This window comes from Desulfobacula sp., from assembly GCF_030611305.1.
In the GTDB taxonomy this organism is placed as follows: Bacteria; Desulfobacterota; Desulfobacteria; order Desulfobacterales; family Desulfobacteraceae; genus Desulfobacula.
Genome location: NZ_JAUWQB010000028.1, coordinates 18250 through 40507 on the forward strand (window position 1 = coordinate 18250; position 22258 = coordinate 40507).

The window sequence follows — 22258 nt, forward strand, 5'->3', positions numbered from 1 at the left end:
CCTTAAATTCGTTGCCAGTCGTTTTTCAAAAGAGACTTACAGGTTTCCATAACCATGTCAACACTGATTTTATCCATGCATTCATGGTCTGTCGGGCAGACATCCTTCTTGCAGGGGCTACAGGGGACAGGAACCCTCACCATGATACTGTTTTCATTTGACGGAGCTGTGGCAACATAATCCGTAGAGCCGATCACGGCTGCCTGGTTGATGTTTAAAGCTGCTGCGGCATGCATCAGCCCGGAATCATTGGTGACAAATAAAGAACATTTCTCTATGAGCGCAAAGGCCTGGCCAAGACTCGTTGTACCGGCAATATTGATACAACTGTCTTTGGAGAGCCCGGCAATATATTCCCCAAGCTCATTATCCTGCGGACCGCCGAAAATCAGTATTTTAACTTTGAATTTTCGAGCCAGTTTTTTGCAAAGTTCTGCATATCTTTCCGGAAACCAACGTTTTGCTGTTCCCCCTGTTGCCCCCGGATTTATACCGATAACAGGTTTGGACGAATCAAATTCTTCTTGCTCCAGAAAATGGTTTGCAAATTCCCGGTCAGATTCACAAAGAAACAAATCCAGCTTTCTACCGTCATCTACCAGGGAAGCACCCTTTAGAATACCAATATAGTAATCAATTAAATGTCCTTTTTTTAGAGCCGGGTCCAGCTTTATACTTCTGTTTAAAAGAAGCCCTCTTGCATCAGTATTGTAACCCACCCGTTCTTTTATACCGGCCAGAAAGGAAAGCAGTCCGGCCTCAAACGCATTTTGCATGAGCACGGCCAGATCAAATTGATATTCTCTTAAATCCTTTGCAAGTTTTATCGTTCCAAATCCTTTTTTATGGCGATTATTGCTGTCATAAACCATTATCTTGTCAACATACGGGTTATTCTTATACACGGGAATCACCCATGGTTTTGCCAGAACCGTGATGGTTGCCTTAGGAAAGTTTTTTCTGACAGCCCGGATAACAGGGGTGGTCATGATGGCGTCACCAACCCAGTTGGCAGCCCGTATCATGATTTTAGCCTGGGCAGTGTGTTTGAGGTTGATAAATCCCATAGAAAATTAATTTGCCTTGATTAATTGCTGTTAATGATAGAATAAGGTTTAGTTTTCCATCGGTTATGAACCCAGAAATATTGTTCTGGATATTGCCTTACCGTTGACTCTATGGAAGATACATAGTTCTGGGTATTGTTTTCAATATCTTTGATGGGATCTCCTGTGATCTCCAAGGGAATTTCCGGTAAAAATTCCACAATATAATTCTCGTTTTTCCTTACAATGAACAATGGAACCACGGCAGCTTTAGATCGTAAAACAAGTTTCGCAAGGCCATTATTTGTACATGCAGGTCTTCCAAAATAATCAACAAACACGCCCTGGTACCAGTCAACACTCTGATCCAGCAGGGTACCGACAACACCATTATTTTTTAAAATTGTATCAATTTTTTTAGAAGCCCCTCTTAAAGGAATCATTTTTGTTCCAAATCGTTGTCTGACTTCAAGTAAAAAGCGCTCAATGGGTTGAAAATCAAATTTCCGATAAATTCCATAGGGAGCGATACCCGCTTTTGCAATGACGGCACCACCCAGCTCAAAATTCCCTAAATGACTGCATAAAAGGATAACTCCCCTGCCTTTTTTTTTAGCATTTTCAACGTGTCTTACACCTTTAAACAAAACACATTGAGACAATTCATCCCAGGTCTTACGATAGGACCAGATGACCTCAAAAAGAATGCTCACAACATTCTTAAAAACAATTTTTGTAAATCTTTGGGCTTGAGTATTTGAAAACCTTTCTGGATAGGCAAAATTTATATTTTCCAGAACAACATTTCTGTGCCGTTTATCGACCATATACCAGATAAGTCCCAACAGGTCTGAAAAAAATCTTAAAACTCTCCGGGGAAGCATTGCCAATAAATTCACCATCAGTTTTAATAACTTGTAAATTATGTCATCATTCATTGTTTTTCAGCCTTGAATTTAATAAATATTCAAACCTTTGAGGATCTTCAAAATCTATTTGAATACCGATAACAATTAAATCCAAACTCCATTTTGAATCTTGATCAAGCTTTGCCCAATCCTTTTCAGTAGTCAAAATAATATCGGCACCCATCTTCTTTGCTGACGTGTTAATCATTAAAATGTCAGACTCCTTATACCTGTAATGGTCTTTGAATTCAAGATGATCCAGGACATCAATGCCTGATTCCTTCATTGCATGTAAAAAAGATGCAGGGTTTGCAATGCCTGAAAAAAGGACTGCCTTTTTCCCCCTTAAGCCGCCAACATCGGTATAATATTCTTTTGAATTTTCGTTATGAACAATCTGTTTAAAAAGAAATGGCCGATGAAAAGTTTTAAACCAGGGACAATCAGGATAATGTCGCATCACTTCCTTAATACTACTTTCAACATTTTCATCTTTATCAGAACTTCTTGTAAAAATAATAGTATCTGCCCTTTGGGCTGAAGATTGAGGGCTTTCCCTCAAACGACCGGCAGGAAGGAATCTCTTATTGCCAAAAGGGTTTGAATAATCCAGGAGCAGGAGATCAAGATCTCTTTTAAGCTTTAAGTGTTGAAACCCGTCATCAAGCACAATCACATCAGGGTTGAATGTATTGATTGCTTTCATTCCCGCCTTAAACCTGTCTTTGCCGACCACCACAGGGAAAGATCTTCTTTGGGCCATCATATACGGTTCATCCCCTGACTCTTCGGCGTTTAAAAAAATCCGGTCACCATCGGAAACGATCACGGAATCATTTTTATATTTGCCCTTATACCCCCGGCTGATAACAACGACCTGTTTTCCCATTTCTTTTAAAACCTGGGCCACATAAATAGCTATGGGTGTTTTTCCCGCTCCCCCGACAACAATATTCCCAGCGGAAATGACAAAACAAGGCAGTGTTTTTTGCTTCAGGATTCCCTTTTTATACAACCAGAGCCAAAACCCGACACCCAAACCATACCCATATGAGATTCCGACCAAAAACCATTCAAATGAAAACATCCTGGGTTTGAAATTTCGGCCTGAAATATGTGTAATCCTTTCTTCTAATTTATTTAAGTGTTTTTCAAACAATATGAAGGGTCTCCAAATTCTTGATGATTCTTTGAACCGCACCACAATTTCTTGAAAAGACTTCAAAACTTCGACTGCCCATATGCTTCTGTATCTGTCTGTTTCCCAATATGACTTCAAGTTCTTTTTTCAATTCTTGTTCAGATTCCACCCTTTTGGCACCCCCGTGATCCATGAGCATATTTGAAATCAGCAGAAAATCCGACATATCAGACCCGAAAAGAATGGGCTTTGAAAAAGCCGCCGGTTCCAAAGGGTTATGCCCCCCTTGCCTGACCATTGATCCCCCGATAAATGCCACATCGCAAATGGCATACAGCCGGGCGAGCTCTCCTATTGTATCCACTAAAACAACATCAGGGCTTGTCTTGGATTTATCCATTGTTGACATAAAGGCCGCATGAACATCATAGGACAAAAAATAAGACAAAATTGCCGGACATCTTTCAGGATCTCTTGGGGCGAGAATCATCAAAAATCCCGGGTAATTCTTCTTCAGTTTTTTATATGCCTCACAAAGAATCTTTTCTTCTCCTTCATGGGTGGAGCCTGCAATAAATACCTGTGTTTCCTTTTGAATACCAAACCGATCCCTCATGCCTTCAACAACCCTTTTATTCATATCTTCAACAGGTTGGTCAAACTTGATATTTCCCGCAACAGATATTTTCTTTTCATCAACACCTAAGCGTTGAAACCGTTTTCCATCCAATGGAGTTTGTGCCATAATCCCGGTTAAAGAAGAAAAAACCATGAAAGAAAATTTTCTAAAAAACAGATATCCGTTTAATGAGCGCTTTGAAAGCCTGGCATTAATTAATACTATAGGAATTTGCCTTTCCTTCATTTCATATAAAAAATTGGGCCACAGGTCTGTTTCAACAATAACCACTGCATCCGGTTCTATTTGCCGACTTACTTTTTTAACGCAATAACCCAGATCAAACGGGAAATATCCCAATTGATCGATCAGTCTGGTATTTTCTTTTAGAAGCAATTGCTCAGCCATATCAAACCCGGTCTTTGTGGAAGCAGTGAAAACAATATCCAACTCTTTGTGTTGCTCCTTTAATGCTTTGACAAAGGGTACGGCTGATATGACCTCTCCTACGGAAAGGGCATGAATCCAGATTCTTTTTTTCCTACCCGGTTTCGGCTTTAAACCAGTTCCAAACCCAAACCTTAAACTTAAGGTTGCCCTTCTTTTTTCTGAAAAAAGATAGATGAACGGCAGAAACGGAACGGCAATAATAAATAAAATATTGATTATTATTTTATACAAAAAAATCATTGGATTTACTTTTCATTGCCATTATTCCGTATTGATCAAATATAAAATTCCAAAACATAAGAAAAACAGATTGGCCACCCAGGCACTGATGACCGGTGGCAGAATGGTTCCATATCCCAGAGAAAGGCAGAATCCATACATGACCCAATACATAAATGAAATCACAACACCAATGGCTATAGCCACCGGGATATTGTCCTTTGCAAATGATCTCATACCTGTGGCAGCACCTGTAAGAACCATAATGATGCAGATAAAGGGAAATGCGATTTTCCCGTTCAAATCCACCTTATAGGTTGTGGCATCATACCCTTCTTCTTCCACCTTGTTAACATATTTTTTTAATTCAAAAAAACTCATCTCTTCGGATTTTTTTGTAATTTCTCCAAGATCTTCCGGTTTAAATGTCAACGGGATAATCTTTTTATCATATGATTTTACATCATAATCCATTGAATCCTTTGCATGGATCTGCTCGATGACATTTTCAAACACCCATTTTCCTTGTTTGAAATATCCTTTTTTAGCATCAATTCTTGACTCAAGGCCAAAATTTTCCCCAAGGGATGTTATGGTGACACCAGCAACGAACTGGTTTACAGGATCATAAAAATTAATGTGAACCAGTTTATTTTTAGACTTTATCCATATATCTTTTTTTGCAGAATAAATATCGTGTCTTTTTTTTATAACATTGTATTTTATATAATTAGATCTTGCCATTGTAACCGGGATAATGGTCTCCCCCAAAAAAAATATAAGTACGGCAAAAAGTACCCCCACAAGGAGGGCCGGCTTAACAAGAAAATATACACTGATACCACTGGACTTGATGGCCAGAAGTTCATTATTCCTGTTCATCAATCCAAAAACCGTAATTGTTGCAAGTAAAATACTTGCCGGTGCCAATTGTACAAACATGAAAGGGACTTTTAAAACTACATATCCCAGGGCTCCGATAAGGGAAATATCAGAATTCAAAAATCTCTCCATCCTGGAAAGATAATCAATAAATACAAACAGAACCAGGATCAGCAACTGAATGATGGAAAAAAATTTAAAAAATTCCTTTAACCAATATTTATGCAGACATGACATATTTTATATTTTTCTTATAAACCGATTTTTTATGGCCAGTGTGGCCTTGTTAAAAAACACAGGAGGCATGACCGGTTTTTCCTTTGCATTTCTGACAAGAAAAAAAACCCCAACTCCCCCCATGATGACATTTGGCAGCCACATCGCGAAAACCGGAGGGTAATTTCCTGTTTCTCCTGCCGACCATCCAATAGCCAGAAGAAAATAATAGAGAAGAAAAAAACAAATTCCAAAACCAAATCCTGAAGACCGCCTCAAAGAATCTGACTGAACTCCCAGGGGAAAAGCGAGGAGACCTAAGGAAAGGCAGGCAAAAGGAATTGAAAACTTTTCATGCAATTCCATCAAAGCCTCGATCAAACGGGCTTTATCCTTAATCCCCGACCTTATTAACCCTACCAAAACAACCAGGCTTATCTCATCCAGGTCCTTTAATATTTTCCCATTCTTTTTATTCATGCTGTTCAAATCAATATTGATATCATAATTTTCAAACTGAAGGCTGGTTACAGATTTTTCATCAATATCCACCTGGTTGATGACCCCATTATAAAGTCTTATGGCATACACCTGCTCATCTTCAAACCGGATCAATTTTCCTGAAGGGGCAATCGAAATACTGATGACACCTTTTGTTCTCCTGTCTTCAATAAAGACGTCTTTTAATGCTTTCGTTTTCATATTCATATGGGAAACATAAATCATGACATCTTCCAATTCACAATTGAATTGCCTCTCCTGCAGGGCCGCATCAATACTTGATCTTGCAAGTTCAATACTTTTCTTTTTAATAGATAATTTACCCCAGGATACTCCAAAAACTGTGATGTACATGGTCAAAAAGACACCTGAAAAACAAAAAATCAATACCGGCGGCAATAATTTATAGAGAGATACACCAGCGCCTTTTAATGCGAGAATCTCGTTGTCTTGCGACATACGCATAAACGTCAAAAGGACGGATATCATGACAGACATGGGAATGGTGAATTCCAAAAATCTTGGAAGTGTATAAACGACCATAAGAACAACAGATGAAATATCAGCATTATAGTTCACAACCATATTGGTGATTTCCGGTATTCGTGTCATCAGAAAGACAAATGTCAGAAAAAAAAGGCTGATGGCAAAGGGAGGAAGAAGTTCCTTGAAAATATATCTGTTTATAATATTAAAACTTTTCATTTCCAGGAAAAATATAAGTTAGAGCACAAATAGTCAAGATATGATAAAAAGATTGCATGTTTTCATTACTTGATTTTCATGATAATGAATTGTCTATGAAATGTGTAATCATAGCCAATGGTGATCTTGAATATACCAGCGATATTCTACGTGTGATCAAGGATGCCCAACTAATTATCAGTGCCGATGGCGGTGCCAGGCATTTAAGAATATTAAATATTTTACCCCATGTAATGATCGGCGATTTTGACTCAATCCATCCGGATGACAAACAATTCTTCAAGAAAAAACAAGTAAAAATGATCACCTTTCCCTCAAAAAAAAATCATACTGATTCTGAACTTTGTATATCATGGGCTCTTGAAAACAATGCAACAGATATCACATTGTTAGGCGTCACCGGAACTCGACTGGATCATACCCTGGCCAATATTTTTCTTTTAAAAAAACTTGCAAGGCAAAATATCCCGGCCAGAATCATAAATAAAAACAATGAAATTCATATCGTAACAAATTTTTTAGAGCTTAAAGGCCGGCCCAAAGACTTTTTATCCATTATCCCCATTACAGAAAAAGTAACCGGAATCACTCTAAGAGGACTTGAATATCCTCTGGTAAATGCAACCATGGAAATGGGGTCTTGTCTTGGTATAAGCAATTCTTTTAAGAAGGCTGTCGCATCTGTTTCTATTGAAAAAGGTATTTTAATTGTAACAAAATCAACAGATTAACCTATATGATGAAAACTAAAAGAGAAGGTGTCCAAAGATGAGTGAACACCTTCTCTTTTAAAAAAATCAAAAAATACTAATCCCCACAGGAACCGCCGGAACCGCAGCTTCCGCATTCGGATTGTCCCATTTCAATATTGGAGTCAAGATGGAATCCCATCCCGGTAAAATCGATTTTAATATTTTCGGCTTTTCCCATAAACTCTTTATCGACAACAAATTTCAGGCCTTTAACATCAAATGTATCATCTGTATCTTTTGGCTCGTCCAGAGCCATGGCAAGTGAAGGGCCGCCTCAGCCGCCGGAATTGAGAAAAATTCTAATGGGGGTGGGTTCCTTACCCTGGAAATAGTCTGCGATCTGCGTTTTTGCAGGATCTGTCAACTCAATCATTGTAAAACTCTCCTTATTTGTTTATTTATTTTTCAGGGTTCTTCTGCCTGAATGCTCTAATTCTAATCATGCACCGTATGCATGTCAATATACTGTACAAAAGATTACAAAAATTGTAGTATATGCCGTAATTTATTTTTAAAAACAGCAATAAAAAACCGTGAAGATCAAAAAAATATAAGGACTGCCTATGAAAATACTTGTTACCGGTGGTGCCGGATACATCGGGAGCCACACTTGCGTTGAGCTTTTGAATGAAAATTATGATGTAGTTGTCCTGGATAATCTTTCCAATAGTTCTGAAAAATCTTTGGCCCGGATAAAAAACATTACCGGAAAATCACTTGAGTTCTATAAAGCAGATCTTTTGAATAAAAAAGAAATTGTTGCTGTTTTCTCTGACCATAAAATAGATGCGGTCATTCATTTTGCAGGGTTGAAAGCCGTGGGAGAGTCCTTGTTGATCCCGTTAAGGTATTTTCATAACAATGTTACCGGAACCTTAAATCTTCTTGAAGTCATGAATGATTTTAATGTAAAAAATATTGTCTTTTCTTCTTCTGCAACCGTTTATGGAAATCCTGCATCTCTTCCTATAAAAGAAGATGCTCCATTATCTGTCACCAATCCCTATGGCCGGACAAAGCTGATGATAGAAGAAATACTGCAAGACCTCTATCATTCTGACGGAAATTGGAATATTGCTCTGTTAAGATATTTTAACCCGATTGGCGCCCATGAAAGCGGTTTGATTGGGGAAGATCCTTTTGGTATTCCAAACAATCTTATGCCTTATATTTCCCAGGTAGCCGTGGGGTTCTTACCCCAGCTCAGTGTATTTGGGAATGATTATGATACCCCGGACGGAACCGGTGTCAGAGACTTTATTCATGTGGTGGATCTGGCACTGGGCCACATTAAAACCCTGCCAAAACTTTTTACCAGTCCTGGTGTGGTGATTTATAATCTTGGAACAGGTCTTGGCTATTCAGTCCTTGAAATGATTAAAGGATTTGAAGCGGCAAGTGGTAAAAAAATCCCTTATGAAATCACAGACAGACGGCACGGTGATATAGCAGCCTGCTGGGCAGACCCTGCCAAAGCAAAAAAGGAGCTTGGCTGGGAAGCATATAGAACACTTATAGACATGTGCAAAGATACATGGAACTGGCAGAAAAACAACCCAAGCGGATACCGAAAAACTCAATGAAAAAATAAGGATATGCACTTGAACAGCAGGCCTGTTGCCATAGGAGCAAGGTTAAAAAAATACCCGTCGATTCAAACTCTTGGGTTTAAACCCAATTTTCAGGATTATTCCGCCCGGGAACAAAAATTGATCCTGAACACAGAAAAAATCTATTACCCCACAGCCTTTTATGCAGACCTGTTCAATGCCATGGGAAAAAAAACGTTCCCCAGTTTTCATACCTATAAATTTGCCCTGGACAAAATAAAACAGACAGCGATTTTTAATATGCTTGATATTCCCCATCCAGAAACAAAAATTTTTTATGGAAGAAAACAAAAACAGAATATCCTTAAATCTTTTGCTTTCCCGTTTATTGCCAAGAAAGCCAGAGGATCCTCTAAAGGCAATGATGTGTACCTGATTCAAAACAACGAGGAGCTTTTACGCTGTTTAAAACACAAAGGCCCTGCCTATATCCAGGAATATCTTCCCATAGACCGGGATATGCGGATTATCATTATCGGCAAAAAAATCAGGCTCGCCTATTGGCGGATTGCAGCCCCGGACAATTTTAAAACCAATCTTTCCCAGGGCGGGGTCATCAGCTTTAAACCTCTGCCGCAAAAAGCCCTTGATCTTGCACTCACGACAGCTCTAAGATGTGGATGGGATGATGTGGGGATCGATATCATTGAACGAAATAATCAATTCTATGTCCTGGAAGGCAATATGAAATATGGAACAAAAGGATTCCGGGAAGCAGGTATCCATTATAAAAAAATGATGGTAAATCTGATCGTGGAAGAAAAGGTCTAAGCGTTATAACAACCCTGCATCCTGTTCATCCTCTTCCCATGCAGCAAGATATTTTTTGACGGCCGCATATTTTGATGATCCCCTGGGTTTAAAAAGCAGGTACCCAAGCTGCTCAATCCGGGTTTCAAGGCATTGAAAAAAAGCCGCTTCAACCTGCTTTATTTCAATATTGTTTTCATCCTTTGCTATCTTATCCAGCACAACCCCGGTCAAGTGTCCTTCCGGAACAAAAATATCACAGACGCTAGCATTCCATTCTTCGGGGAAATTGTTTATCTTCCACGGGCTTAACTTCTCAGGCCGTAAGATACTTTTATTTGCAGGATTGAACGGGGATTTGACAATCTTCATTTTCCGTTTATCAAACTGCATTAAAGTTTTTAAAAGTGCCTCTATATCATCTGAAAAAATCCACTCTTCAGGTTCCAGCAGGACAGGAGGGAATTCTTTGCTGGTGAGAGCATATTTGTACGGTCCCTTTTCTCCCCAAAACGTCTTAAACTCCTTTGAATTGGGGAATATTTCTCTTTTTATCAGTTCAACAACCATTTTAGAATTTTCATGATAAAAATTGCCTGGCTTTTTCATCGCCCATTTTACTGCTCTCCTGTTTATAAAATGTCTGTTACCGATCTATTACGCAGATTTTTTCTATAAATCAACCATAGAGCTTTGATTTATCCCTTGACCTTAAATTTCTATTTTGTTAACTATATCGACTTAATATGGTTAACGAACTAAAAAATATTAAAGAAGAAATATTAAAAATTCTTTATACGGCAAAGGGGAAAATCATCTCCGGGGTCAGATTAAGTGATGCCCTCAATGTTTCCAGGGTAGCGGTATGGAAACATATCAAAACATTAAAAGAACGCGGGTTTGATATTGAATCCCGGCCCAAAGGATATGTTCTGTTGAACCATGATGATCTTTTGCTGCCGTTTTGTTTTAATAAAGAATTTGAAAAGAAAACCTTCCATTTCCAGGAACTTGAAACCACCATGGATAAGGCAAAGATCCTGGCGAAAAATGATGCCCCTCATTTAAGTGTTGTCATTGCAGAAAACCAGACCACGGGCAGGGGACGGCTGAACAGGAAATGGTTCTCATCAAAAGGCGGGTTATGGTTTACTCTGATTTTAAAACCCAATACACCTCCTGTTCTTTCCTATATCTATAATTTTGCCGCCTCCTTAAGTCTTTCAAAATCCTTAAGGCAATTATTTGATGTAAATGTCAGTGTCAAATGGCCAAATGACATCTTATTGAATGGTCAAAAACTGGTCGGCCTTCTTTCTGAAATGGAAACCCGGGGGGATATGGTTGAATTTATTAATATCGGTATCGGCATAAATGTGAACAACTCTCCCCGGGAATATGAGCCCAAGGCTATTTCATTAAAGGATGTCTTACATAAGAATGTATCACGAAGGTTAATCCTGGAAACTTTTCTGGATGATTTTAAAAACCGGATTCAACCCCCAATTCAAACCATAAGTTGCCATCAGATCATTGAGCAGTGGAAAGAACAAACGTCAACCATTGGCAGCCAGGTCAGGATTGAAACAACTGAAACTGTAATTAAAGGGCTTGCCGTTGATGTAGATGAGACCGGTGCGTTAATGATTAAAGATAAAACCGGAGAAATAAAAAAAATAATATACGGAGATTGTTTTCATACATAGTGCCTGACCGAAAACCCCGTGTTTGGGCGAAAAGTTGCCCATATACAAGGCGCAAAAAATCTTGAAACCGGAGTGTACTACTGTACATGAGGATTTCAGGATTTTGCAGCAACGCAGTAGATGGGTGAGTTTTCGTTCAAACACTACATAAGAGAAAATTATGAACAGTTCAAAACAACTTAGAATGACTGTATATACGTCTTTATTTGTTGCATTTATTGCCATTGGGGCATTTATTGCCATTCCAATCGGTCCGGTTCCCATCGTCCTCCAGAATATGTTCATTCTTTTGGCAGGGATTATTTTAGGCCCTGTCTGGGGACTTGCCTGCGTGGCCATTTATCTTTTAATCGGCCTTGCAGGCCTTCCCGTATTCGCAGGCGGAACATCCGGTATCGGTAAACTGTTCGGACCAACAGGCGGTTACCTTTTGGGATATCTGCCTGCGGTTTTTGTCACTGCCGGCATTTCAAAAGGATTGGGCAGAAAAATGTCCTCGGACATTACTGCCATGCTGATCGGATCTTTGATTATTTATGCAGCAGGAGTTCCCTGGCTTAAGGTAGTGACCTCCATGACATATGAAAAAGCCCTTGCTGTCGGCATGTACCCTTTCCTGATCGGGGATGCACTTAAAATCATTGCTGCGGCATATATTGCAAAAATCTTAAGACCGGTCATCAAATTGTAATCCTAATCGCTAAATCAAATATCATGCAAGAATTAATTATCGACATAAACGCCATCTGCCACACCTTTTCCGATGGCTATGTAGGAATTAAAAATATATCCGTATCCATATCTAAAGGTGAATTTATTATTCTTGCCGGGAAAAACGGGTCCGGAAAAACAACCTTATTAAGACATTTGAACGGCCTTTTGCTGCCGGATTCGGGACATATTTCTGTCAATGGCCATGATGTTTCAAAACATCTTATTCAAACCCGTAAAACCGTTGGCATGGTATTCCAGGATGCCGATACACAAATCGTTGGAGACACAGTGTTTGATGAAGTGGCATTCGGCCTTGAAAACTTAAAAGTTAAACGGGCTGAAATCAATAAAAAGGTCACCTTGATTCTTGAAAATCTAAATCTTTTTCATTTAAAGGACCGGAGCCCTTCTACTCTTTCGGGGGGAGAAAAACGAAAACTTGCCATTGCCGGTATTCTGGTGATGGACCCTGAGGTGATTGTGTTTGATGAACCCTTTTCCAATCTGGATTATCCCGGAACCATCCAGGTTCTCTCCACGATCATTAATTTGAACCAGTCGGGCCACACCATCATTATTGCGACCCATGATGTTGAGACCATTATTTACGAGGCTACAAGAATCATCATTATGGAAAAAGGCCTTATTAAAGAAGACGGAGAGCCTGACAGTATTGTCAAATATCTGGAGTCTTATGGCGTCAAGGAGCCCTGCTCTTCAAAATTCGGACTGGGGTTACAACCATGGCTTCCATAACACCGTTCACATACAGGCAAGGGCAATCCTTACTGCATCTGCTTGATGTGAGATGTAAATTCTTCATCATATGTATCGTCAGCATGTCCATGTTATCTGCTCATCTGCCTGCCTGTTTTTTTTACTTCCTGATTTTACTTTTATTCTTTAAAAAAGCAGGTCTTAACTTCTTTGCGACCTTGAACAGCATTAAATATTTTATACTATTGCTCTTTTTTATTTTTATTGCCCGGGCACTGACTGTGAAAGGTGATATCATCTTTTCACTTTATGACATAACCATTACGGAACAAAGTTTGACAGAGGGATTTCTGGTGGCTTTTAAATTCTTTTTAGTGATGTTGACAGGCCTGCTCTTTTCTACAACCACCAAACCGTCTTCTGTTAAAAATGCTGTCCAGTGGTTTTTAAAACCGATTCCTTTTGTGCCTGAAAAACGGGTGGCTGTCATGATCAGCCTGTCACTTAGCTTTATGCCGGTCATTTTAAAGCAGGCAAAAGAAATATCAGACGCCCAGAAGGCACGATGTGCCAATCTTCAAAAAAATCCTGTAAAAAGAATCATTCGTCTTGTTTTACCCCTGTTAAAAAAAACCTTCATATCTGCGGACAGACTTGTTTTTGCGATGGAATCAAGATGTTATAATGACGACAGGACTGATCCTGAATTTTTACCTTCCGGAAAGGAAATCCCATTTCTTATCGGCAGTTTTATTATATCTTTAAGTCTTGCCTGGTTGTAAGCTTAAGATTATTTTTAGGTCATCTTTAACATTTCCCATTGATCATCATTCTTTTTTAATGTAAAATTCGAACCATAATATAGATTCATTACTATTTTGAATGAATCAAGATTAATAATATAATTTTCACGAAAAGGAGAGCTTATGTCCAAAATAGATGATCAATTCCCAGGATCAACCATGTTTGATCTGAGGGGGAAACAATCTGTCCGGGCAACATTTAAACTTTCCCAGAAAGCCATTGACGCCATCGGACTTGTCGCCATTCACATGGGAATAAAACAAAAATCTCTGTTTGATCACATTATAGAAGACATAGATGCTTTGGACAGCCTTGCAAAAACCATTCGGATCAAACAATTCAAAAAAATCCCCAGAAAACAAAAAACCTTTGTATTAAGCCGTAGAACCATTGAAGCCCTTGAGGCCATTTCCCGGGCTTACGGAACCCCCCGGGATGCACTTGTCGAATATTCGGTAAAAAAACTTGAATCCATTATCAGTGTTGAAAAAGCAAGGCATGAAGAACGAAAAATACTGCTAAAAGACATTATTGATCATTTCAACCAGGGAAAATCGCTTTACAAAAATGCCGTCAGCATTCTTGGCAAAGATGATCCCTTTTGCAGGCGCATTGAAAAAGCAGTCTTTGCCTGTCACAAAACAGAAAAAGAACTGGCTGTATTTATTAAAAAAAGCAAAGTTTTAGAAAAATTTTAAACCATAATAACCCTTATAAATCATTAAGGAGGAAACGTTGATTGAAGTTCAAAACCTGACCAAGAACTTTAAAGACTTCCGTGCTGTAAACAATATCAGCATGACAATCCGCAAAGGTGAAATTTTAGGTCTTCTGGGTCCAAACGGCGCTGGAAAAACAACGATATTAAGAATGTTAACCGGGTATTTCAGACCGAGTTCAGGCACAATAAAAATAAAAAGTTTTCAAATGCCGAAAGATGCCATAAGGATAAAATCCCTCATTGGATACCTGCCTGAATCCGCCCCTCTCTATCACAATATGCTGGTCTATGACTATCTGGAGTATATTGCTAAAATAAAAGGAATCGATGATAAGGAAAAACGATATGACCGATTCCTGCAATTATCAGATCTTTGCGGACTTTCTTCCATTATGGACAAACCCATTGCCACTCTTTCAAAAGGATTGAAACAAAGAGTCGGTCTTGCCCATGCCATGATGACCGATCCTGAAATTTTAATTCTGGATGAACCCACTTCCGGCCTGGACCCAAACCAGATTGCCGAAATAAGGGATATCATTAAAACCATCGGCAAAGAAAAAACCATTATTTTCTCTACCCATATTTTGAGTGAAGCCGAGGCAACCTGTGACAGAATTGCCATTATCAATAAAGGAAGAATGGTTGCCGATGATACAACAGCCAATCTCAAACAAAGTATCAAACAAAATTCCTTTATTAACCTGTCTCTTAAAGGGGCTTTAAAAGAGGATGCCGCTTCCCTGTTGAAAAGCATTCATTCAAACCTTGATATAAAAGAGGTTGAGCCGCTTGAAAAAGATCTTGTCTCTTTTGAGATCACCAATTCAGATGACAGGGATTTTAGATCAGACATATACCTTAAAATAAAAGAGACGGACTGGATCATTATACAACTTACAAAAGAATCCCAGGCCCTTGAAAAAATATTTCGAGAATTGACAAGGGAGGGAGCATAAAACCCATGAAACAGATAAAAATTATTGCCATTAAAGAATTCAAGGATTATTTCATCTCACCCATTGCCTATATTGTGATATCGCTATTTCTGATTGTAACGGGGTGGTTTTTCTTTTCCACATTTTTTATTTTTGGTCGGGCTGATTTAAGAGATTTTTTCTCTCTGCTCCCCATCACTTTTTCTTTTATCATCCCCGCCATTACCATGCGGCTGTTTTCCGAAGAAAAAAATATCGGTTCCTATGAAACCCTTTTGACCATGCCGGTATCTTTTACGGATATTGCTTTGGGTAAATTTTTTGCTGCCACCTTGTTTACGGCTTCCATGCTGATTCCGACCATTTCTTATCCGATCTTTATCTCCTTTATCGGTGAGATTGATTCAGGGCCTGTAATCGGTGGATACCTGGGTGCAATCTTTCTTGCTGCCGCCTATTGTTCTATCGGGCTGTTTGCCTCGTCTCTGACAAGAAATCAGATCGTTGCCTTCATCATTGGCTGCGCCCTGTGCTTTACCTTAACCATTCTTGACAAGCTCTTGTTTTTCATGCCGGCAAAAATTATTTGGGTTATAGAACACATTGGCGCCACTTCCCACTTCACTAATATCTCCAAAGGAATTATCGATTCCAGGGATATCCTTTACTTTGTGAGTGTGATCTTCATTTTTATTTTTTCAACCTATATTGTCATGCATGAGAAAAACTAAGGAGAAACAATGGGTAACTTTTCAATAAAAGAAAAATATTTCAAATTCATTTTATATCTTGTGGTCATTGTCTTGGTAAACATTGTCGGTATTACCCTGTTTTTCAGGGCAGACCTGACAAGCGACAAAATCTATTCTTTATCACCGGCAAGCCAGGATGTTGTGGCCACCCTGTCTGAACCCTTAAGCATTAAGGTGTTTTTCTCAAAAAATCTTCCGGCGCCCCACAATAATACAGAACGATTTCTCAGGGATCTTTTGGAAGAATACTCTGCAAAAGGCAAAAAATATTTTAATTATACATTTTATAATGTCACACCGGAAGAAGGCACCCTGACGGGAAAGACCGATGAAAACCGGGATATGGCACAAGATTACGGCATACAGCCCGTCCAGATCAGGATCATGGAAAATGATGAAATCAAATTTAAAAATGCCTATATGGGTCTGGTGATTATCCACGGGGATCTGATAGAAAAAATTGAAACCATCACCTCGACAAATGGTCTTGAATACCAGCTGACAACCGCTATCCAGAAAATGAACAACAAAGTGAGCGCTTTATTACGACTGGATAAGAAAGTAAACGTCACTATGTATTTATCCTCTTCCCTTAATGATATCGCCTCCCTGATCGGCCTTGATCAACTGCCGCTGTTAGGGAAAGCTGTCGCTGATACCATTGAAAAGCTCAACAATAAAAGCCTTGGCATTCTTGAATTTAAAGCAATTGATATTTCAGACAAAGAAAAACTTGATTTAATGGGTAAAGAACATGATTTAATGGCATTGTCCTGGCCTGGCATTCCGGAAAAAAATATTTTGGCTGGGAGTGGGGCCGCAGGGCTTGTTATTGAATTTAAAGGTAAAACAACAACACTTCCCCTGATCAGTGCCATGGAACTTCCCATCATCGGCACAACCTATCAAATGGCAGATCCGGCTGCTTTGGAAGAAGAACTCAATGCTATTGTGGAAAAACTGATCGGTATTAACAAGGATATCGGGTTCCTGGCAGATCACGGGACCCACTCCCTTATGCCGGACAGACTGGCCATGATGCAGGGAATGCCCTCGGAAGCCATGCAGGTGTTTAATACGCTTGTGTCGTCACGGTATTCAATTAAACCGATTGCTCTAAAAGACGGACCGATCCCCGATGGACTAAACGCTCTGATTATTGCAAGACCCACCCAGAAATTTTCAGATTATGAATTATTCCAGATCGACCAGGCCCTGATGAAGGGAACAAACATTGCTTTTATTTCAGACTCGTTTAATGAAATCATATCGCAACAGGGCGGCATGGGAATGCCGCCAAAGTATGAACCCATTGATACCGGTCTTGAAAAACTCTTGACCCATTATGGCGTAAGCATAAAAAAGGCCTATGTTCTAGACAAACAATCCTATAAACATCAGGCACCCCAAAATATGGGCGGTGGTGAACAAAACATTTATTTTGCCCCTATGTTAAAAGAAAAAACCATTAACAACACACCTGAATTCATGGATAATATCAAGGGACTCGTTGCCATGCAGATTTCTCCCCTTGAGCTGGTGAAAGAAAATATCGATAAAGACAAAATTGTGGCAACAACGCTTTTGTCTTCATCTGATGAATCATGGCTGATGGAAGGAAACATCAATTTAAACCCCATGTTCATCAGCCCGCCTGAGTCAAAAGATGAAATGAAATCCTATGATCTTGCCTATCTCCTTTCCGGTACCTTCACAAGCTATTTTAAAGGCAAAGCCATCCCTGAAAAAGATATAGGAGAAAAAGATATTAAAGAAGAAAAAAATAAACTTGAAGGCTTTACTGCCAGGCATACCTTTTTAGAAACCTCCAAGCCAGCCAAGCTGTTTGTTCTTCCATGTTCCCAGATGCTTCAGGATAATATGCTGGACCCTCAAGGCCGGACAACCAATGCCACCTTTATTTTAAACATCATTGACCATCTCAATGGTGATGATAAGATCGCCCAGTTAAGAAGCAAGCAGCAGACATTAAATCCGATTGCCGATACAACCCCGTTTGGCAGAGGCATTATTAAGGCAGTTAATATTATCGCTCTGCCTATCCTGGTCATCCTGTTCGGCTTTTTAGTCCTTGCCAGAAGAACGTCCAGAAAAAAGAAAATCGCCAGTCGTTTTAACGCTTAAGAGGAATAAACTTATGAAAAAAGAATACCTGATCCTGATCGCACTCATCCTGATATTGGGTGCATATCTTTTGTTTCATAAAGAGAATAAGGACAATTACATACTGCCGGAAATTGTAAAAATAGATGTTTCCAAAATCACCGGGCTCGTTATAGACAAAAAAGAAGGGCAGATAGAGTTTACAAAAAAAGAGGAGGGCTGGATATTGACGGACAAAGAATATCCTGCAGATTCACCTTCTGTCGAAAACATGCTTGATACTTTAAAAATATTAAAACTTTCCGCACTGGTATCTCAAAAAGGTGATCTGAAAAGATACGAACTTGACGATGAAAACCATATCAAGGTTAAAGCAATGAACGGGCAAGAGGCCATTTTTGAATTTACCATGGGGAAAACAGCACCGACTTTTAACCATACCTTTGTAATGTTGACAAATGATAAAAATATCTATCATGCCAATGGCAGTTTCAGGTCCTATTTTGACAAGACCGTGGAAGATTTCAAGAATAAAAAAGAGTGAGACCCTTTTTAAAAATAGTATATCAGCCTTACAAATGGATCATCGTCATTCCTTTTGTTTTCACTATTACCATGATCCTCGGGTTGATATGCATTTTTTCAGGACTTTTATTTAAACAGAGTGGCGTTAATACTATTGCCGTCATATGGTCGAAGCTTTGTTGCGCCATTGCTCCCTTGAAAGTTATCATCAAAGGCAAAAAAAACTATAGCAGGAACAAATCCTATGTGATTGTATCAAACCATCAGAGTATGGCAGATATCCCCGTGATTCACGGTCATCTTGGTTTGAAAATAAAATGGATAATGAAAAAAGAACTGAGGAAAATTCCCATTTTCGGATCCGCATGCCATCACCTGGGCTGTATCTATGTTGACCGGAAAAATCATGATGCGGCTATAAAATCAATCCGAAAAGCTCAAAAAAGATTATCTGAAACCGCTTCGGTTCTGTTCTTTGCGGAAGGAACAAGAAGCCGGAATGGAAAGGTGATGCCGTTTAAAAAGGGAGCATTTAAATTTGCCTGCGAGATGAACCTTCCCATATTGCCGATAACCATTAAAAACTCTTTGCATGTTCTTCCTTCCGATTCCCTTGATCTGATACCCGGTATGATCGAAATCATTGTTCACCGACCGATTCATATTTCAGGGCACCACATGGATCACCTTGACGACGTGATAGAACATACCCGCCAGATGATTTCCAGCGCGCTTTAATTGTTTAAATGGGTACAACAAATTTTGATAACCTGAAAAGGCGCTAACGCCGCTTTTCAGCGGGCGCGGCTTTTTGCGCTCCGCTGCAAGAGCATGGTTATGTGATCATTAAGCCTCAGAGCTGATAAGTTGCCCCTGCTCTGAGTACCGTGGTCGAAGAATTGAGTTCATTCTCAAATCTATCTATTGCATAATCGCATGTATCATGTGCTGAAAGAAAGACATGCTTAGGGCTTACAGCATTCAAATTGCCGATAGTACGTGTTAAATCCTCGTCTGTAAGTCGTTTCCAAGGAGGTTTGCCAGTACCCCAGATCATTTGCACCTTTAGACCTGGTTTGCGAAGACGGCTATCGGTTATAGGAAAGTGCAGGCTGCCTCCAATGGCGTATATCGGTTCGTCAGACAGGCGTTTGACCATCTGAACAATAACTTCAATGGTTGGATGGCCACATCCCGTAAATACTACCAGCCCCTTATCTTTTAGACGGGCCACAATGGCCTGCTCTTCAGTCCATCCCATCAGGAAAAGGCTCCTTGTCAATGGACCGGTTGAGGCGACTCCTGCTGCCAGCATTCGGGGACCCTCGATCACCTCGGTTTTAAACCCCGCGGCATTGGCTTCGGCGGGTAAAAAACAAGGGAGCCCTTCAGTTCCTCCAATCTCTTGTGGCACAGTTACTTTATTTTCCCGGGCAGCCTTGAAGCCACCCATGTGGTCGCAATGGAGATGTGATATCGCCAGAGCATCCACTTGGTCCATCTTGAAACCCAATTTTTTTGCATTATGGGCCAAAGCGGGGTTTTCCGGACCAAACCCTACATCGAAGAGCAAAGATCCAAGATCGGTTTTTATCAAATAGGACACCCCAGATGCACCAAGAAAGTCTTTATCCACTTTTTGTTCTACAAGGACAGTTAGTTCAAAATTATCAAGTTGAGGCATTTCTAAAGGTTCAGCACATTCCATTCGTTTTTTATTAATCTTCAGTGATTTCGTGATGTTTTATCTATAGCGGCCATTTTTGACTAAAAGAATGGGAAAAAGAACAGGGGAAGACAAACCTATAATCGGCCACCAGGCAGGAGAAATACGATATGACATTTGAATCATCCTTTCTTATTATCCTTGGTTTCAAGCGTAGCTCAAAATTTCGGCTCCAGTCACATAACCCCTAAGCCGCGCGAGGTACAAGCGTCGGCTTGAGGGATAGGTTAGCTTCCCGTCTTCTTCATTCCCTTATCAGTTCTATCAATAATTCTAAGTAGTTTAATCTTGTTTTTAGCGCTGGTTTCTCTATTGTAACTTTGAACCACATATTTTCTATGTTTGCCGATTGACTCGAAATATACTGAATTAAATGCAGAATATGCTTTGCGTCTCACTTTGGCATTATTGTGATTAAAATACTCAAATATAGCAGGAAGTACTTCTTCTCCAGTTAGGCTACCTTTGCTACCCAATAATCCGAGCTTGAGTCGTATTTGATCAATCGAATCCCCTTCCAGTCTTTCGATGAAAGGATCAAGGTCATGTCGTATGCCGTATGAAAAAGATAGGATTAAGCTGTCAATGAATGCTTGGTGGGATTTTTCTCTTAGTGAAAATAGTCCTTCTATGAAAGTTATAATATCTTTTTTCTTCAAAAAATCTTTAGATTTAATCAAACTTTTTGGAACTCTCCATCTCCTTCTTTTCTGGTTTCGCTGTAGATAAAGATCAACTATTTGTTCTGGCATTCTTTTTACTAGACGGGCCCATATTGATTGTTTAGCATCAATAGTTGTGTTTTTTGTTTCTAATATGCGAACAAGTGTATCTGTATCTAGTTCCTTTACTATTTCTTGAAAAATAACGGAATATTTTTTCTTGAATGAGACAGGTAATCTTTCATCGGATAATATATTTATAACAATTTGATGTGATTGGTCTTTTTCCTTCTCTTTGAAATACTTGTAATAAGCTATTCTATAACTAGGGTGACGAAATCTAAGCTCAGCGTCTTCAAATGCTGTCAGTTTGTTACTTTTCCCGATAAAACTACTAAAATGTTCTTCATCCAAATTATCGAAAAGCTGGAGTCCGTGGTCTAACTTAAGCGTTCCACCGAGAGACAGAGCAGCAAGGATTGAAATATCATTGTCATCAAAAGCGTTCATCCACGATATAACAACACTTTCAATTCTTTTTGATCTTTCCACTAGGTTTTTCAAGAGCTTTTTGGAAGAGCATTCATGAAGCTCATTGACAAAAACTGCAATATTATGTGGAAATCGTAATGCATTTACTACCATTTCTTCGTGAGTGATTACGAAATCAAATGACGTTTTTGAAATTAAGCCTAACCTTAGCTTTCTGCAGAGATGTTTTGATAAAATATTTTTAAGAGTATCTGTAGAATAAGATCCTTCTTGGATCAGTGTATTTTCATTCTCCTCGATATATTCATTTAATTCCCCTGCTTTCTTCGCATCTGTGAAGATATGATCTCTTGATGTGAGAATTATATAATTGCTCTTCAATAGTGAAGAAATCACTTTGGATTTCTTATTGATAGAATGGTACTTTGTCTCACCAAACACATATGAGCCACCCTCTAGTCAATAGGCAATAAAATTTTTTAGGGAAAAAGCCATTTTCCTTTAATATAGCGTTAACAAAAAGAATCTCCTGACTTAAATTCAAAAAATGTAGTCTTTAAACCTGCTACAAACACATA

23 protein-coding genes are annotated in these 22258 nt (G+C 39.2%); 13 read left to right on the forward strand and 10 right to left on the reverse strand.

Annotated features, from left to right (window positions below; genetic code table 11):
* Positions 1–2: 2 nt before the first annotated feature.
* Genes waaF through lptF form a run of 6 tightly spaced genes read right to left on the reverse strand, consistent with a single transcriptional unit; the run spans position 3 to position 6687 of the window.
* Entirely contained in the window at positions 3–1067 is a 1065-nt protein-coding gene (gene waaF, locus QAI40_RS07475; protein WP_299980341.1) for a lipopolysaccharide heptosyltransferase II, read from the reverse strand.
* A gap of 20 nt (positions 1068–1087) precedes the next feature.
* Positions 1088–1984: a lysophospholipid acyltransferase family protein gene (locus QAI40_RS07480; RefSeq protein ID WP_304511535.1), complete on the reverse strand. Its 897-nt coding sequence runs from the start codon at positions 1982–1984 to the stop codon at positions 1088–1090.
* Positions 1977–3113, reverse strand: a complete 1137-nt coding sequence (gene lpxK / locus QAI40_RS07485; RefSeq protein WP_299980337.1) for a tetraacyldisaccharide 4'-kinase — start codon at positions 3111–3113, stop codon at positions 1977–1979. Before lpxK ends, QAI40_RS07480 begins: the two co-directional genes overlap by 8 nt.
* A complete protein-coding gene (locus tag QAI40_RS07490) occupies positions 3106–4404 on the reverse strand; it encodes a 3-deoxy-D-manno-octulosonic acid transferase (RefSeq protein ID WP_299980335.1) in 1299 nt (432 codons plus the stop codon). Before QAI40_RS07490 ends, lpxK begins: the two co-directional genes overlap by 8 nt.
* A gap of 21 nt (positions 4405–4425) precedes the next feature.
* The gene (lptG, locus tag QAI40_RS07495) at positions 4426–5502 is read right to left on the reverse strand and encodes an LPS export ABC transporter permease LptG (protein WP_299980333.1); all 1077 of its coding nucleotides are present in this window, start codon (positions 5500–5502) and stop codon (positions 4426–4428) included.
* A gap of 3 nt (positions 5503–5505) precedes the next feature.
* Positions 5506–6687, reverse strand: a complete 1182-nt coding sequence (gene lptF / locus QAI40_RS07500) for an LPS export ABC transporter permease LptF (protein WP_299980331.1) — start codon at positions 6685–6687, stop codon at positions 5506–5508.
* Between the two features lie 95 nt (positions 6688–6782).
* Here lptF and QAI40_RS07505 point away from each other — a divergent pair, with 95 nt between their 5' ends.
* Positions 6783–7418 carry a thiamine diphosphokinase gene (locus QAI40_RS07505; protein WP_299980329.1) on the forward strand — a complete coding sequence of 212 codons (636 nt, stop codon included), beginning with the start codon at positions 6783–6785 and terminating at the stop codon, positions 7416–7418.
* 76 nt (positions 7419–7494) lie between these two features.
* On the opposite strand, the gene QAI40_RS17175 is transcribed toward QAI40_RS07505, so the two are convergent.
* Positions 7495–7695, reverse strand: a complete 201-nt coding sequence (locus QAI40_RS17175; RefSeq protein WP_442875362.1) for a hypothetical protein — start codon at positions 7693–7695, stop codon at positions 7495–7497.
* A 307-nt stretch (positions 7696–8002) separates the two neighbouring features.
* Here QAI40_RS17175 and galE point away from each other — a divergent pair, with 307 nt between their 5' ends.
* Positions 8003–9022, forward strand: coding sequence for a UDP-glucose 4-epimerase GalE (gene galE / locus QAI40_RS07515; protein WP_299980325.1), 1020 nt, complete (start codon positions 8003–8005; stop codon positions 9020–9022).
* 12 nt (positions 9023–9034) lie between these two features.
* Positions 9035–9820: an ATP-grasp domain-containing protein gene (locus QAI40_RS07520; protein ID WP_304511536.1), complete on the forward strand. Its 786-nt coding sequence runs from the start codon at positions 9035–9037 to the stop codon at positions 9818–9820.
* A 3-nt stretch (positions 9821–9823) separates the two neighbouring features.
* On the opposite strand, the gene QAI40_RS07525 is transcribed toward QAI40_RS07520, so the two are convergent.
* On the reverse strand, positions 9824–10408 hold the full coding sequence (locus QAI40_RS07525; protein WP_299980321.1) for a hypothetical protein: 585 nt from the start codon (positions 10406–10408) through the stop codon (positions 9824–9826).
* A gap of 137 nt (positions 10409–10545) precedes the next feature.
* Between QAI40_RS07525 and QAI40_RS07530 the strand changes: the two genes are divergently transcribed.
* From QAI40_RS07530 to QAI40_RS07575, 10 genes are all read left to right on the forward strand, one after another.
* Complete coding sequence (locus QAI40_RS07530; protein WP_299980319.1) at positions 10546–11505, forward strand: biotin--[acetyl-CoA-carboxylase] ligase; 960 nt, start codon at positions 10546–10548, stop codon at positions 11503–11505.
* Between the two features lie 160 nt (positions 11506–11665).
* On the forward strand, positions 11666–12196 hold the full coding sequence (locus QAI40_RS07535; RefSeq protein ID WP_299980317.1) for a biotin transporter BioY: 531 nt from the start codon (positions 11666–11668) through the stop codon (positions 12194–12196).
* A gap of 23 nt (positions 12197–12219) precedes the next feature.
* Entirely contained in the window at positions 12220–12975 is a 756-nt protein-coding gene (locus QAI40_RS07540) for an energy-coupling factor ABC transporter ATP-binding protein (protein WP_299980315.1), read from the forward strand.
* Complete coding sequence (locus tag QAI40_RS07545; protein WP_299980313.1) at positions 12963–13718, forward strand: energy-coupling factor transporter transmembrane component T family protein; 756 nt, start codon at positions 12963–12965, stop codon at positions 13716–13718. The genes QAI40_RS07540 and QAI40_RS07545 overlap by 13 nt, the downstream gene beginning before the upstream one ends.
* A gap of 144 nt (positions 13719–13862) precedes the next feature.
* Positions 13863–14438: a hypothetical protein gene (locus tag QAI40_RS07550; RefSeq protein ID WP_299980310.1), complete on the forward strand. Its 576-nt coding sequence runs from the start codon at positions 13863–13865 to the stop codon at positions 14436–14438.
* A gap of 37 nt (positions 14439–14475) precedes the next feature.
* The gene (locus QAI40_RS07555) at positions 14476–15420 is read left to right on the forward strand and encodes an ABC transporter ATP-binding protein (RefSeq protein ID WP_299980308.1); all 945 of its coding nucleotides are present in this window, start codon (positions 14476–14478) and stop codon (positions 15418–15420) included.
* A 5-nt stretch (positions 15421–15425) separates the two neighbouring features.
* The gene (locus QAI40_RS07560; protein ID WP_299980306.1) at positions 15426–16130 is read left to right on the forward strand and encodes an ABC transporter permease subunit; all 705 of its coding nucleotides are present in this window, start codon (positions 15426–15428) and stop codon (positions 16128–16130) included.
* Positions 16131–16139: 9 nt separating this feature from the next.
* The gene (locus QAI40_RS07565) at positions 16140–18296 is read left to right on the forward strand and encodes a Gldg family protein (RefSeq protein ID WP_299980304.1); all 2157 of its coding nucleotides are present in this window, start codon (positions 16140–16142) and stop codon (positions 18294–18296) included.
* Positions 18297–18309: 13 nt separating this feature from the next.
* On the forward strand, positions 18310–18819 hold the full coding sequence (locus QAI40_RS07570; protein WP_299980302.1) for a DUF4340 domain-containing protein: 510 nt from the start codon (positions 18310–18312) through the stop codon (positions 18817–18819).
* A complete protein-coding gene (locus QAI40_RS07575; RefSeq protein WP_299980300.1) occupies positions 18816–19538 on the forward strand; it encodes a lysophospholipid acyltransferase family protein in 723 nt (240 codons plus the stop codon). The genes QAI40_RS07570 and QAI40_RS07575 overlap by 4 nt, the downstream gene beginning before the upstream one ends.
* 115 nt (positions 19539–19653) lie before the next feature.
* Here QAI40_RS07575 and QAI40_RS07580 read toward each other — a convergent pair whose 3' ends face one another.
* Positions 19654–20484: an MBL fold metallo-hydrolase gene (locus QAI40_RS07580; protein WP_304511537.1), complete on the reverse strand. Its 831-nt coding sequence runs from the start codon at positions 20482–20484 to the stop codon at positions 19654–19656.
* 269 nt (positions 20485–20753) lie between these two features.
* Positions 20754–22121 (reverse strand): hypothetical protein, encoded by a 1368-nt coding sequence (locus tag QAI40_RS07585; RefSeq protein WP_304511538.1) that lies wholly within the window; start codon positions 22119–22121, stop codon positions 20754–20756.
* Between the last annotated feature and the right edge of the window lie 137 nt (positions 22122–22258).